The sequence below is a fragment of the Pseudoxanthomonas sp. X-1 genome (assembly GCF_020042665.1).
Taxonomy (GTDB): Bacteria; Pseudomonadota; Gammaproteobacteria; order Xanthomonadales; family Xanthomonadaceae; genus Pseudoxanthomonas_A; species Pseudoxanthomonas_A spadix_A.
This window is the reverse complement of sequence record NZ_CP083376.1, coordinates 3086769-3101446: the sequence shown is the minus strand read 5'-3', so window position 1 is coordinate 3101446 and position 14678 is coordinate 3086769. Positions and strand designations below refer to the sequence as shown.

The 14678-nt window shown below is 68.9% G+C and carries 9 protein-coding genes and 1 pseudogene; 7 read left to right on the top strand and 3 right to left on the bottom strand.

The window, feature by feature from the left end:
• Nucleotides 1-189: 189 nt before the first annotated feature.
• From LAJ50_RS13825 to galA, 3 genes and pseudogenes are all read left to right on the top strand, one after another.
• Nucleotides 190-2862, top strand: coding sequence for a TonB-dependent receptor (locus tag LAJ50_RS13825; protein WP_171044571.1), 2673 nt, complete (start codon nucleotides 190-192; stop codon nucleotides 2860-2862).
• Nucleotides 2863-2911: 49 nt separating this feature from the next.
• Nucleotides 2912-3997, top strand: a pseudogene (locus tag LAJ50_RS13820) (arabinogalactan endo-1,4-beta-galactosidase); the annotation flags it as partial.
• Nucleotides 3998-4014: 17 nt separating this feature from the next.
• On the top strand, nucleotides 4015-6567 hold the full coding sequence (gene galA, locus LAJ50_RS13815; RefSeq protein WP_138652505.1) for a beta-galactosidase GalA: 2553 nt from the start codon (nucleotides 4015-4017) through the stop codon (nucleotides 6565-6567).
• A gap of 96 nt (nucleotides 6568-6663) precedes the next feature.
• On the opposite strand, the gene LAJ50_RS13810 is transcribed toward galA, so the two are convergent.
• The 3 genes from LAJ50_RS13810 to LAJ50_RS13800 form a co-directional block, all read right to left on the bottom strand.
• Nucleotides 6664-8196: an aldehyde dehydrogenase family protein gene (locus LAJ50_RS13810; RefSeq protein WP_138652506.1), complete on the bottom strand. Its 1533-nt coding sequence runs from the start codon at nucleotides 8194-8196 to the stop codon at nucleotides 6664-6666.
• Between the two features lie 496 nt (nucleotides 8197-8692).
• The gene (locus LAJ50_RS13805) at nucleotides 8693-9520 is read right to left on the bottom strand and encodes a S1/P1 nuclease (protein ID WP_224096590.1); all 828 of its coding nucleotides are present in this window, start codon (nucleotides 9518-9520) and stop codon (nucleotides 8693-8695) included.
• Between the two features lie 222 nt (nucleotides 9521-9742).
• A complete protein-coding gene (locus tag LAJ50_RS13800; protein ID WP_130549751.1) occupies nucleotides 9743-10366 on the bottom strand; it encodes an OmpW family outer membrane protein in 624 nt (207 codons plus the stop codon).
• Nucleotides 10367-10585: 219 nt separating this feature from the next.
• Here LAJ50_RS13800 and gap point away from each other — a divergent pair, with 219 nt between their 5' ends.
• From gap to LAJ50_RS13780, 4 genes are all read left to right on the top strand, one after another.
• Nucleotides 10586-11590, top strand: coding sequence for a type I glyceraldehyde-3-phosphate dehydrogenase (gene gap, locus LAJ50_RS13795; RefSeq protein WP_130520189.1), 1005 nt, complete (start codon nucleotides 10586-10588; stop codon nucleotides 11588-11590).
• Between the two features lie 295 nt (nucleotides 11591-11885).
• Nucleotides 11886-12398 (top strand): hypothetical protein, encoded by a 513-nt coding sequence (locus LAJ50_RS13790; RefSeq protein ID WP_130549749.1) that lies wholly within the window; start codon nucleotides 11886-11888, stop codon nucleotides 12396-12398.
• A gap of 342 nt (nucleotides 12399-12740) precedes the next feature.
• Nucleotides 12741-13916 carry a phosphoglycerate kinase gene (locus LAJ50_RS13785; protein ID WP_130549748.1) on the top strand — a complete coding sequence of 392 codons (1176 nt, stop codon included), beginning with the start codon at nucleotides 12741-12743 and terminating at the stop codon, nucleotides 13914-13916.
• Nucleotides 13917-13997: 81 nt separating this feature from the next.
• Nucleotides 13998-14660, top strand: a complete 663-nt coding sequence (locus tag LAJ50_RS13780) for an HAD-IA family hydrolase (RefSeq protein WP_130549747.1) — start codon at nucleotides 13998-14000, stop codon at nucleotides 14658-14660.
• The last annotated feature ends 18 nt before the right edge of the window (nucleotides 14661-14678 follow it).

Below are 14678 nucleotides of genomic sequence, written 5' to 3'. Positions count from 1 at the left end.
CCGCAGACACATCGTGGCCCTGCCGGGTCCAACCGACCCTGCCGATCGTGGCAGGCAAGGCCTCGGACCTGAGGTCCGGCTGATCGGCACGGCGGTACCGCCCTCGCGGCTCGGTGCCGGCCTGGCCAGTTGCGCCCCGTGCCAGCTCACAACTCGTTCGGCCAATTTGTCCTTGGGAGGGAACAAATCATGCCAGTGCACCACATGCGCGCCCTGCATCGCGGCGCGTCGGGACGTTTCGTCCTCAGTCTGCTGTCCGTCGCCGTGCTCGGCATCCTGGGCGGCCAGGCGCTGGCCCAGGACGCGTCCGGCAAGCCGGACGCCGGCCAGGACAGTGACGCCATCACCCGCCTGGACACCGTGACCGTCACCGGCCAGCGCGCTGCGCTGGACAAGGCGGTCTCGGTCAAGCAGATGGAGGATCACGTGGTCGAGGTGGTCTCGGCCGACAACATGGGCCAGATGCCCAACGTCACCGTGGCCGAGGCGCTGGCGCGCCTGCCGGGCGTGACGGCCACGCTGGACCGCGGCAACGCCAGCCTGGCCACCGTGCGCGGCCTGGGCCCGCGGATGACCATGGGCACCGTCAATGGCCGCGAGATCGCCTCGTCCGAGCCGGACCGCGCGGTGCGCTGGGAGATCTTTCCCACCGAGATCGTGTCCTCGGTCAAGGTCTACAAGACGCCCTCGGCCGACCTGATCGCCGGCGGCATCGCCGCCACCGTGGACATCGCCACGATCGATCCGCTCACCTACACCGGCCCGCAGTTCGTGGCCAGCGCTGGGCCGGTGTTCTACGACCAGGGCAAGGACGTGGACGGCTACAGCCCCTGGGGCAGCCGCTTCGGCGCCAGCTGGGTGCGCCGGATCAACGACGACCTGGCCATCGCCGTGGGCGCGACCTACCAGAAGCAGAAGAACGCCAACGCGCTGATCGGCAGCTGGGGCTATACCGACGACGCCAGCGCGGTGGACGTGGACGGCGACGGCACGCGCGACTACACCCCCTGGGGCGCGGCCGACCAGCTCAAGCTGATCGACCAGACACGCACCGGCGCGATGGCCGCGCTGCAGTGGCGCAGCGGCAACTTCGAACTCAAGGCCGACGCGCTCTATTCCAAGGTGCGCATCGACGAGGACCAGTCGCAGACCTGGTACCGCAACTGGGACGACAGCATCTGGTCGTGGTGGAACCCGTACGGCCAGCCGGGCTCGTCGATCCACATGATCGACCACAACGTGGTCGGCGGCACGCTGATCAACTCGCAGTGGGGCACGCCGCTGGAGATGGACCAGGTGCTGGCCAAGTACAACGAGGTCAAGACGCTCACCGCCGGCGGCCTCAACGGCAAGTGGACCGGCGAGGTGTGGACCCTCGGCGCCGATCTGTCGGCCTCGCAGGCCAAGCGCGAGAACCGCTGGCGCTCGGTGCAGTTCGGGCTCAATCCGGACAGCGTGTCCTTCGACTTCGCGCCGGGCCACGCGCCCTGGATCTCGACCAGCAGCGCCACGCCGGCCTGGGGCATCGCCGGCAGCGACGAGCCGCAGACCCTGCGCGACCGCATCGTCGCGCTGGCGCTGGATGCCAGCCGTCCGCTGGATGGCGCGTTCAACCGGCTCTCGTTCGGCGCGCGCGTTTCCGACCGGGTCAAGCGCAACCGCCACGAGCTGGCCAACTACTCGGACTACGACCAGCCGATCTCGGCCTATGCCGGTCTGATCCATCCCCTGGAGATTCCCGGCCTGAACGTGCCGCCGGTCTATGCCGGCAACGTGGACGACATCGCCGGGCTGGGCTTCGGCGGCTTCGCTCCTTCCGCGCTGGCCGAGCAGATGCTGGATCACTGGAACGTGCGCGAGCGGGTCAAGGAAGCCTTCGCCAAGGCCAACTTCAGCTCCAACTGGCTGGGCGTGGACGTGACCGGCAATGTCGGCGTGCGCGTGGTCGCCACGCGCACCCGCAGCGACGGCTACGACACCGTCGATGGCAACACCTACGCGCCCAGCAGCGCGAGCAAGGACTACACCGACGTGCTGCCCAGCGCGACGGTCAACTTCCTCATCGCCGACGACAAGATCCTGCGCCTGTCCGCCGCCAAGGTGGTCGCTCGGCCGCCGCTGGACGAGCTGCGCACCGGTCGTTACCTGGACAATCCGGCCACGGTCAGCGGCCAGCTCACCGGCAGCGGCGGCAACCCGCGGCTGGACCCGTTCCGCGCCACCCAGCTCGACCTGTCCTACGAGTGGTATTTCCACAAGGAGGCGCTGGCCGCGCTGGCGGTGTATCGCAAGTGGGTCGATTCGAGCATCGGCTACAAGACCGAGCACGAGACCATTGACGGCCGCGACTACCTGATCAGTGGCCCGTTCAACGGCGGCGGCGGTTACATCGACGGCGTCGAGCTGACCTTCCAGACGCCGTTCTGGTTCATCCCGGGGATGGAGAACTTCGGCATCTATTCCAACCTCTCCTACGTCGATTCCAACCTGCACGAGTTCTCGCCGGCCAACAATCCGCTGCCGCTGAGCGGGCTGGCGCGGCGCACCGGTTCGGCCGACCTGTGGTACAGCAACGGCACGCTGGAGGCGCGCGCGGGCTACAGCTACCACAGCCCCTACACCACGGTGTACGGCTGGAACGCCGCCCACCTGGTGCGCCTGGACAGCATGGGCACCTGGGATGCCAGCGTGGGCTGGCAGTTCAATCCGCGCTGGGGCGTGAAGCTGCAGGTCAGCAACCTCACCAACGAGGCCATGCGCGCCTATACCGACAACCTGCCGTATCGCCTGGCCAACATGGACGACGGCGGCTACCAGTTGTTCGGCCGGCGTTTCTCGCTGGAAGCCACGTTCCGGTTCTGAAGGAGCTGCGCCTGTGACCAATCGGAGCAGAGGATGGCTGCGCGCCGCGTTGCTGGCCGCGTCGCTGGTGGCGCTGCCGGGCTGGGCCGATGAGCCCGGGCGCCCGTTCTATCTCGGCGCGGACCTGTCCTTCGCCAACGAGATGGAGGACTGCGGCGTGCAGTACCGCGAGGGCGGCAAGGTCGAGGACGTGTTCTCGCTCTTCCGCGCCCATGGCGCCAACCTGGTGCGCGTGCGGCTGTGGAACGACGCGCGCTGGACGCGCTACAGCGACCTGTCGGACGTGAAGAAGACCGTGCGCCGGGCCCGCGCCCAGGGCATGCAGGTGCTGCTGGACCTGCACTACTCCGACGACTGGGCCGACGGCGACAAGCAGTACATCCCCAAGGCCTGGGCCGACATCGCCGATACCGACGACCTGGCGCGCACGCTCTACAACTTCACCTACGACACGCTGATGGCGCTGGACCGCGAGGGGCTGATGCCCGAGCTGATCCAGGTCGGCAACGAGACCAATCCCGAGCTGATGAGCTCCCGGGTCTGGGACAAGCAGAAGGACCGCATCGACTGGACGCGCAACGCGGCCCTGTTCAACGCCGGCATCCGCGCGGTCCACGATGCCGGCGCCCACTCCAGGATCCGGCCGCGGGTGATGCTGCATATTGCCCAGCCGGAGAACGTGGAGCCCTGGTTCGCGGCAGCCGAGCGCGCCGGGGTGCGCGGTTTCGAGCTGATCGGCATCAGCTATTACCGCAAGTGGTCCACGCAGACGATGGCGCAGCTGGGCCAGACCATCGCGCGCCTGCGCAAGACCTATCCGGACAGGGACGTGGTGGTGGTGGAGACGGCGTACCCGTGGACGCTGGAAGCGGGCGACGCATCGCACAACCTGCTCGGTGAGGACTCGCTGATCCCAGGCTATCCGGCCACGCCCGATGGGCAGCTGCGTTATCTCACCGACCTGACCCAACTGGTGGCCGACAACGACGGCAGCGGCGTGGTCTATTGGGCGCCGGAGTGGACCACCAGCCGCTGCAAGACGCGCTGGGGCACCGGCTCGTCCTGGGAGAACGCCACGTTCTTCGACTTCCGGCACGGCAACGCGCTGCTGCCGGGCATCGACTTCATGCGCCACGACTACCGCCTGCCGCGATGAGCGAGTTGAGCCGACGCGAACTGCTGCGCGCGCTGATGGCTGGTGGCGTGGCGGTCGCCGTGCCGGCGGGCCGCGCGGCGGCGACACCGAGCGCCGCCGGTGACGCGGCCGTCGCGCAGGCATCCTCGGCACTCGCATTGCCGCGGGCGCCGGCCGGGCGTCCAACGCCTGGCGCGCGTCAGCGCGACCGCCTGGATGCCGACTGGCGCTTCGCCTTCGGCCACGCCGATGACCCGGCGCGCGACTTCAACTTCGGCACCTACCAGCGCACCTACGCCAAGGCCGGCAAGGACACCGCCGATGCGGCGCAGATCGCTTACGACGATGCGGGCTGGCGCGCGCTGTCGCTGCCGCACGACTGGGCGGTGGAACTGCCCTTCGTGCCCAATCCCCGACCGCCCGCCGGCGTCGACGATCCGGCCGCCGCGCACGGCTATCGTCCCGTGGGCCGCGACCACCCCGAGACCAGCGTCGGCTGGTACCGGCGCGAACTGGACATTCCCGCCGGCGATGCGGGTCGGCGCCTGGTGCTGGAATTCGACGGGGTGTTCCGCGACTGCGTCGTGTTCTGCAACGGCCATATCGTCGGCACCAACGCCAGCGGCTATAGCGGCTTCGAGGTGGACATCACCGATGTGGTCGACTACGGCGCCCGCAACGTGATCGCCGTGCGCGTGGATGCCACGCTGGGCGAAGGCTGGTTCTACGAAGGCGCCGGGATCTACCGCCATGTCTGGCTGCGCAGGACCGATCCGCTGCACATCCCCGCCGGCGGGATCGTGGTGCGCGCCACGCCCCGCGCCGGGCAGGCCGCCTGCGCGGTCGAGGCGACCCTGCACAACGCGGGCGACCAGGCTGAGGCCTGCATGCTGGTGCTGCAGGTCCTGGCCCCCGACGGGCGCGTGGTCGCCAACGCGCGGCTGCCGGCGGCGCAGGTGGCGCCGGGCGATTCGGCCACGGTCCGCCACGCGCTGGCCTTCGACGCGCCGCAGCTGTGGTCGCCCGAGACGCCGGTGCTGTACCAACTGCTGGCCGAACTGCGCGTGGAGGGCGTCGCGCGCGATGCGGTCCAGGTCGCGTTCGGCGTGCGCAGCATCGCCTTCGACGCCCAGCGCGGCTTCCTGCTCAATGGCGCGCCGTACAAGCTCAAGGGCACCTGCAACCACCACGATCATGCCGGCGTGGGCACGGCCATCCCCGACGCCTTGCACGCCTGGCGCCTGCAGCAGCTCAAGGCCCTGGGATGCAACGCCTGGCGCATGGCGCACAACCCGGCCAGCCCGGCGCTGATGGACCTGTGCGACCGCTTGGGCATGCTGGTGATCGCCGAGACCCGGCGCATGTCCTCCGACCCGGAGGCGATGCACGAGCTGCAGCGCCTGTTGCTGCGCGACCGCAACCGGCCCAGCGTGATCGCCTGGTCGCTGGGTAACGAAGAGCCGCAGATGGTCACCGCGCGCGGTGCGCGCATCGTCGGCACGATGCAGGCGCTGGTACGCCGGCTCGATCCGACCCGGCCGACTACCTTCGCCATGGACAAGGGCTTCGGCGAGGGCGTGGGGCAGGTGGTGGACGTGGTCGGCTTCAACTATCGCACCAACCAGATGGACGCCTTCCACGCGCGCGATCCGCAGCGGCCGGTGTACGGCAGCGAGACCGCCAGCACGGTGTCGGTGCGCGGCAACTACTTCGTCGACGATGCCCGTGGCTATACGCGCGCCTACGACGTCGACCACCCGTGGTGGGCGTCCACGTCCGAGTCGTGGTGGGCGTTCGTGGCCGAACGGCCGTGGATCGCCGGCGGCTTCGTCTGGACCGGGTTCGACTATCGCGGCGAGCCGACGCCCTACAACCGCTGGCCCAACGTGGGCTCGCAGTTCGGCGTGCTCGACAGCTGCGGCTTCCCCAAGGACAACGCCTGGTACTACCGCGCGCAGTGGACGCAGGCGCCGGTGCTGCACCTGTTCCCGCACTGGAACTGGGACGCGCTGCCGGCCTTGGCCAATGGCATGGTGGACGTGTGGTGCCACAGCAACCTGGACGAGGTCGAGCTGTGGGTCAACGGCGTTAGCCAAGGCCGGCGCCGCGTGCCGCGCTACGGCCACGTGGAGTGGCGCGTGCGCTATGCACCTGGCGCGATCGAGGCGCGCGGCTATCGCGGCGGCGAGCAGGTGCTGGTGCAGCGGCGCGAGACCACCGGCGCGCAGGCCGCCATCGCGCTGCGCTGCGAGCGCGCCAGCCTGCTGGCCGACGGCCAGGACGTGGGCATGATCGAAGTGGCCATCGTCGACGCGCAGGGCCGGCAGGTGCCGACCGCGAGCGACGAGGTTCGTTTCCAGGTCAGCGGGGCGGGGGCGCTGATCGGCGTCGGCAACGGCGACCCGGCCAGCCACGAGGCCGACAAGGCCGCGCGGCGCCGCGCCTTCAACGGCCTGTGCCAGGCGATCGTGCAGAGTGCGCGTGCGCCGGGCCGGCTGCGGCTGCAGGCCAGCGCGCCCGGCTTGCGGGGTGCGGTGCTGGAGCTGGAAGTCCTGGTCGCGCCTGCCTAGGCGCGCGCGACCTGAGATGCGCCGTCGCCGGCCGTACGGCGACGGCGAGATCAGGCACGGATCGGCCCCAAGGCCGTTCCGTGCACTGTTGGCCCCTTAAAGATCGAACTTGATGCCCTGCGCCAGCGGCAGCGAATCGGAGTAGTTGATCGTGTTGGTCTGGCGGCGCATGTAGGCCTTCCACGCATCCGAACCGGACTCGCGCCCGCCGCCGGTGTCCTTCTCGCCGCCGAACGCGCCGCCGATCTCCGCACCGGAGGTGCCGATGTTGACGTTGGCGATGCCGCAGTCGCTGCCGGCGGCCGACAGGAACTTCTCGGCCGACTTGAGGCTGTTGGTGAAGATCGAGGACGACAGGCCCTGCGGCACGCCGTTCTGCATGTCGATGGCCTCCTCCAGCGTCTCGTACTTCATCACGTACAGGATCGGGGCGAAGGTCTCGTGCTGGACGATGGCATCGGAGTTCTTCAGGCCCGAGATGATGGTCGGCAGGACGAAGTTGCCCTCGCGCTCCAGCGCCTTGCCGCCGGTCTCCACCGTGCCGCCGGCGGCCTTGGCCTGCTCGATGGACTTCAGGAAGGCATCGACCGCGGCCTTGCTGTTGAGCGGGCCCATCAGGTTGGCCGCGTCCAGCGGATCGCCGATCTTGCCTTCGACCTGCTTGTACGCCTTGACCAGCGTGGCCAGCACGGTGTCGTAGATCGAGGCGTGCACGATCAGGCGGCGGGTGGTGGTGCAGCGCTGGCCGGCGGTGCCCACCGCGCCGAACACGATGCCCGGCACGGCCAGCTTCAGGTCGGCCGTCTCGTCCAGGATGATGGCGTTGTTGCCACCCAGCTCCAGCAGGCTGCGGCCCATGCGACGGGCCACGCGCTCGCCGACGATGCGGCCGACCTCGGTCGAGCCGGTGAAGCTGATCAGCGGCACGCGCTTGTCGTCCACCAGCTGCTGCGACAGTTCGATGCCGGCATCGTTGATCAGGAAGAACAGGTCGGGGAAGCCGGCGTCCTTCAGCGCGTCGTTGCAGATCTTCTGCGTGGCCAGTGCGGTCAGCGGAGTCTTGTTGGACGGCTTCCAGATGCAGATGTCGCCGCAGATGGCGGCCAGGAAGGCGTTCCACGACCACACCGCGACCGGGAAGTTGAACGCGCTGATGATGCCGACCAGCCCGATCGGGTGGTACTGCTCGTACATCCGATGGCCCGGGCGCTCCGAATGCATGGTGTAGCCATAGAGCATGCGGCTCTGGCCCACGGCGAAGTCGGCGATGTCGATCATCTCCTGCACCTCGCCATCGCCTTCCGGCTTGGACTTGCCCATCTCCAGCGCCACCAGCGAGCCGAGCAGGTCCTTGTGCTTGCGCAGCGCCTCGCCGCACAGGCGCACGGCCTCGCCGCGACGCGGCGCCGGCGTGGTGCGCCAGGTCTTGAAGGCCGCCTGCGCGCGTTCGATCACGGTGTCGTAATCGGACTGGCTGCTGGCATGGACCGTGGCGATGACGGCATTGGTAGTCGGGTTGACCGACTCCAGCACTCCGGCGTCGGTGGTGTCGGACCACTGGCCGTTGCCGAGGTAGGTGCCGGGATTGGTCGGGCCAAGGCCCAGGGCCTTGAGCAGGTCAGCAGACATGGAAGCTCCGTGTTCGAATGCGAGGTGCCGCGGGCGGGGGAGCGCGGCAGGATCGGCAATTTTAGCAGGCCGCTCGGCCAGGCCTGGGCCAGGCCAGGGGGCGCAGGCCGGGATAGGCCGCGTTCGCTGCCGCAGGCTAACGCTCGAGGTGTGCTGCTCAGCGCCGTCTCCGCCTTTGGCACGGGTGCCCCGGATTGGGGATTGGGGATTGGGGATTGGGGATTGGGGATTGGGGGTTCGGGCAGCAGCGCCTCCGACCACAAGGTCTGCCCCCTCTCTGGCGAAGCAGGGGAGCTCGAAGTCGCGGCTAGCGACTGAGGGGGAGGGGTTGGTTGTTGCCGTTGCCGTGAGCGCCGCGAAAAGCATTCCTCCACTTCCAGCGCTGCGCGAGGGAGGTGGGGATCATCGGGAAGCGCCGAGTGGCTGAGGCAGAGAGCAACCCTCACCCGTTGCGTCCAGGGCCCAGCGCGTCGCAGGCCGCGACAGGTGGCCTTCGTCAGCCGCCCTGGGTCTGCCCCAGCGCCGCATTCAGCACGGCCGCCAGGCGCACGCCGGCCAGGCGCAGCTGCTGCTCGGCCACCGGCGTCCAGGTGGCGAAGTAAGCCGGGTCCAGCTTGGCCCGGGCCGGGTAGAACCCTGGCGAACGGACGATGCGGCAGGACGCTTCGGCCCATGAGCTCGCGTCCGGCGGGAAGCCGGCGCCCGCACCCGGCGCGGGCCGGGGCAGGGCACGGATCTGCGCCAGCAGCGCGTCCTCGTCCAGGCCGGTGTGGCGCAGCAGGCCGCTGTCCCACAGCGAATGCAGGTTGCTGCCCTGGCCATCCACGTTGACCTGCACGGTATTGCCGCCCTTGTCGCGGGCGAAGCCGGCATGCAGCGGCTGGTGGGCGTCGCCGACCAGATGCACGACGAACTTCAGCGCCTGCAGGCGCGCGGCCGCCGGCGCGTTGCGGTCGGCCAGTACCTTGGTCTGCACGGTGAGCGCGGCGACCGAGCAGTTGCCGTCGCGGCAGTCGCGCGGCGGGTCGTAATGGCAGTCGTCCTCGCCCAGGTTGACGTAGTGCCAAGCGGCGGTGCGCTTGCCCAGGTCCGGGTCGGATTCGCGCAGTTCGTCGGGCCAGCTGGCGATGCCGGGCAGCGTCGCGCCGGGTTCCAGCGCCAGCAGGGCGTCGATCTGCGCGCGTGCCTGCGCGGTGAGGTCGGGCGCTGCCAGTTCGGCCACCAGCCGGTGGCCGGTGCGGCCCCAGGCGAAGGCGGAGGATGGGCAGGCCAGCAGGCTCAGGGACAGCAACGCGGCCACCGGCCGCACGAACGGAATCTTCAACACGCGACATCCGGCTTTCGACACACGAGCCGCGGATGATACCCGCGTGCCGGCGCCGGCTCGATGTCACGCGTGCGCCGTGGCGTCGCGCACTGACGGCCAGCGTCGCCGCGCGTCATGCGCCGAGAACCGCCTTCCGTGGCGGCAGGACACCCGGCCATCCCGGCCGGTCCCCATCCGGCATGCGCGCACGTCCATCGCGGGCGCGCGCGTCGCGTCTGCTCAGAAGCGATAGACCCAGGCGGCGCCGTAGACCATCGGATCGATGTTGGCCGTGCCCAGCTTGGCCCCGTTGAGCTTGACCTTGGTGTCGATGTCGGCCCAGCGCACGTCCACGCGCAGGGCGCTGCGCGCGCTCAGCGCGAAGTCCAGGCCGGCGTGCGCGGCCAGACCCCAGGAGTCGCCCAGGTCCAGGTCGCTGCCGGCCAGGGCGCCCTTGGCGTCGGTGCTGAAGAACTTGGTGTAGTTCACGCCGAGGCCCACGAAGGGCGACACCTTGCCGGCGTGGTTGAAGTGGTACTGCAGCGACACCACCGGCGGCAGCTGCTTGGTGGTGCCGACCTTGCCCAGGCCCTTGATGTTGATGTCGTGCTGGAACGGCCAGGCGGCCAGTACCTCGATGCCCAGGTTGTCGGCCACGAAATACTCGCCGGTGACGCTGGGGCGGGTGCTGCTGTCCACGCTGACCGGCAGCGCGCCGCCGGCCAGCTTGCCGTTGTCCGACTTCGGATTGACCTGGTGGATGCCGACGCCGACGGTGAAGTCGCCGCGCGACTGGGCGGCGGCCTGGACCGAGATGCCGCCCAGGGCCAGGGCGATCAGGCAGGGGGTGAGGGACTTGCGCATGACGATGACTCTCCGGTGTGTGTGGCGCACATGCTCGGCCCCGGTCCGGGCGCGCGCCTTGATCCGGATCAAGGCGAATCGCGGGGCGATGCCGCCTTGGAATCGATTCCAAATGCCCGGTACACCACGACCCGGCGGCAACGGGGCGCGCTGCTAGAATGCTGACCCCTTCACCGCCGCGTCGCGCCCCCGCGTGCCGCTTACAGGAGTCCTCCAGCAATGAGCATCAAGGTAGGCATCAACGGCTTCGGCCGCATCGGCCGCAATGTGCTGCGTTCGGCCGTGCAGAATTTCGAAGGCGAGATCGAGATCGTCGCCATCAACGACCTGCTCGAACCCGACTACCTGGCGTACATGCTGCAGTACGACTCGGTGCACGGCCGCTTCGAGGGCACCATCTCGGTCGAGGGCACCACGCTGATCGTCAACGGCAAGAAGATCCGCCTGACCGCCGAGCGTGACCCGGCCGCGCTGAAGTGGGACGAAGTGGGCGCCGAGGTGGTGATCGAATCCACCGGTATCTTCCTGACCAAGGAAGGTGCGCAGAAGCACCTGGACGCCGGCGCCAAGAAGGTCATCCTGTCCGCGCCGTCCAAGGACGACACGCCGATGTTCGTCTTCGGCGTCAACGACAAGACCTACGCCGGCCAGGCGATCATCTCCAACGCCTCGTGCACCACCAACTGCCTGGCGCCGCTGGCCAAGGTGATCAACGACAAGTGGGGCATCAAGCGCGGCCTGATGACCACCGTGCACGCCGCCACCGCCACGCAGAAGACCGTCGACGGCCCGTCCAACAAGGATTGGCGCGGCGGCCGCGGCATCCTGGAGAACATCATTCCCTCGTCCACCGGCGCGGCCAAGGCCGTGGGCGTGGTGATCCCCGAGCTCAACAAGAAGCTGACCGGCATGAGCTTCCGCGTGCCGACCTCCGACGTGTCGGTGGTGGACCTGACCTGCGAGCTGGAGAAGCCGGCCACCTACGCCGAGATCTGCGCCGAGATGAAGGCCCAGAGCGAGGGCGCGCTGAAGGGCGTGCTGGGTTACACCGAGGACAAGGTGGTGGCGACCGATTTCCGCGGCGAGACCCGGACCTCGGTGTTCGATGCCGAGGCCGGCATCGCCCTGGACTCCACCTTCGTCAAGCTGGTGTCCTGGTACGACAACGAGTGGGGCTATTCCAACAAGTGCCTGGAGATGGTCAAGGTCGTCGCGGGCAAGTAAGCGCCTCAAGACCCATGTCGCCGCTCCCGCCCTCGGCGGGAGCGGCGGGTTCGGTCCGTCGTTCCAGTCCGAGCCCGTCAAAAGCGCAAGGGCACCATCGGGCCTTCTTTGTTTTGGTGCCGTCATGAGGACATGGCGTCCCATCGGCCAGGGCCATCTGCGCGGGGGCGGGCGCAAGTGGTGGTGCGGGTCTCTTTTTTCGGAAAGAATGTCGTGGTATGAATCTCCCGCTGATCGTCCAGCGGTCCAAGCCGTGGGGCAGGGAAGCGTATTTCACTCAAGGGGTAGGCGTTTCATGAAGATCAAGCAGTGGTTTGGGTGCGGTCTGGTGGTGGTGGCCGCGGCGTTGATGGCTCCGGGCGCCTGGGCGCAGACGGCGAACATCTTCGACATCGATTACGTGCAGGGGCACCTGGTGGCCGGCAAGACAACCAAGGCCCAGGTCCTGGAGAGTTTCGGCGAGCCGACCTCGAAGAAGGCCAAGCTGAGTTCTTCCGGCGGTGCCTCGGAGACCTACGTCTACGTCAAGGGCGCGGCCAAGAAGCCGGCGGCCTCGGCCGGATCGGGCTTCGGCAAGATGGTGGGCTCGCTGCGTGGTGTGCTGGGCGATGTCTCCGACCTGACCGGCAAGAATGTCGGCGGCGAGGTGGCGTCCAACAGCTATCGCGCGCAGCGCAGCGCCAACGCCGCCGACCGGCTGTCCGCGCGCGCGGGCACCGACGCCGATGCGTCGGCCGAGTCCGATGGTGCCTCGCGGCTGACCATCCAGCTGCAGGGCGGCGTGGTGACCTCGTTCGACATGGAGTAAGGCGGGGCCTCCCGCAGCTTGCACTCCGAGCCCCGCGCCAAAAGCGCGGGGTTCTTCGTTTGGATCGACGATCCGAAGAGACGCGCTCGGCCAGGTCGAGCCTGATGGGCGAAGTCCGTCGATCGATCTCTGGTCCCTTCGGGAATCAAGGGCAGGTTGTTGACCACCATTGAACGGGCGCGCAAGTCCAGCAAGCCTCGCAGTATTGGTTCGCGATCTGGGGCCTGGTGATCGCCAACGCGATCTTCCCGATACGCTCCGGAATTCGAGCGCCAGGTTTGCCGCTCCGTCCCACAGCGCGGACAATGGGGGTCTGATCTTCCCCCTGTACAGGACCCAAGCATGACCATCGTCCGCATGAGCGACCTCGACCTGTCCGGCAAGCGCGTGCTGATCCGGCAGGATCTCAACGTCCCGATCGAGAACGGCCAGATCACCTCCGAGCAGCGCATCACCGCTTCGGTGCCGACCCTCAAGGCCGCGCTGGAGCAGGGTGCCGCGGTGATGGTCACCTCGCACCTGGGTCGGCCGAAAGAAGGCACCTGGAGCGAGGAGGATTCGCTGGCGCCGGTGGCCGAGCGCCTGACCGCCCTGCTGGGCGTCAAGGTCGAACTGGTGCGCGACTGGGTCGACGGCGTGGAGGTCCAGCCCGGCCAGGTCGTGCTGCTGGAGAACTGCCGCATGAACGTGGGCGAGGCCAAGGACGACGAGGCGCTGTCGAAGAAGTACGCCGCGCTGTGCGACGTGTTCGTCATGGATGCCTTCGGTACCGCGCATCGCGCGCAGGCCTCCACCCATGGCGTGATCAAGTACGCGCCGGTCGCCGCCGGCGGCCCGCTGCTGATGGCCGAGCTGGACGCGCTGGGCAAGGCGCTGGACAACCCGGCCAAGCCGCTGCTGGCCATCGTCGCCGGCAGCAAGGTCTCGACCAAGCTCGAGCTGCTGTCCAACCTGGTCGGCAAGGTCGACCAGCTCATCGTCGGCGGCGGCATCGCCAACACCTTCATCGCCGCGGCGGGCGACAGCGTCGGCAAGTCGCTGTGCGAGCCGGACCTGATCGGCACGGCCAAGCAGATCGTCGCCGACGCCAAGGCGCGCGGCGCCGAGATCCCGCTGCCGACTGACGTGGTGGTGGCCAAGCAGTTCCTGCCCGACGCCGCCGCCACGGTGAAGCCGGTCGACAAGGTCGAGGCCGATGACCTGATCCTGGACATCGGCCCGGACACCGCCCAGGCCTACGCCGCGCTGATCGCCAAGGCCGGCACCGTGGTGTGGAACGGCCCGGTCGGCGTGTTCGAGTTCGACGCCTTCGGCAAGGGCACCGAGACCCTGGCGCGCGCGATCGCCGCCTCGCCGGCCTTCTCCATCGCCGGCGGCGGCGACACGCTCGCGGCCGTGGACAAGTACGGCATCGCCAAGGACGTGTCCTACATCTCCACCGGCGGCGGCGCGTTCCTGGAGTTCCTGGAAGGCAAGACGCTGCCGGCGGTCGCGGCGCTGGAAGCGCGCGGCCGCTGATCGCCTCGCCGCGTTCGCGCCGTTCCTGCAAAGCCCGGCCCTGAAAAGCCGGGCTTCTTTGGTTTGCATCACGAGGTCCGCATGGCATTTCTTCCTACCCTGTTCTTCGACCTGGACGGCACGCTGGTCGATTCCGAGCCCGGCATCGTCAACGGCATCGCGCATGTGTTCGAGGCGCTGCGCCAGCCCGTGCCGCCGCGCGAGGCGCTGCGCGCATGGATCGGCCCGCCGATGCGCGACAGCTTCCAGGCCGCCTTCGGCGACGAGACGCGGGTGACGCAGGCGCTTGCGCTCTACCGGCAGCGTTACGACACGCTGGGCTGGACTGAGCTGACGGTATATCCCGGCATTCCTGAGCTGATCGAGGCACTGGCGCAGGCCGGCCATCGACTGGCGGTGGTGACCTCGAAGAACGAGCGCGCGGCGCGGCGCATCCTGGGTGCATTGCCGTTCGGCGCGGCCTTCGAGGAAATCGTCGGCGCCAGCGACGACGGGACGCGCCGCTTCAAGCCCGACCTGATCGCCGAGGCGCTGGCGCGGCTGCAGGGGCAGGCCGGCGAGTGCGTGATGATCGGCGACCGCCGCATGGACATCGAAGGCGCCGCGGCCCACGCGATGCGCAGCATCGGCGTGCTGTGGGGCTTCGGCGAACGCGACGAACTGCTCGCGGCCGGCGCCGGGCAGGTGGTCGGGACGCCGTCGGCGCTGGCTGACGTGCTCGGCGTCGTGCTGCCGCGCGGTTGAATACCATTACAAATCCAT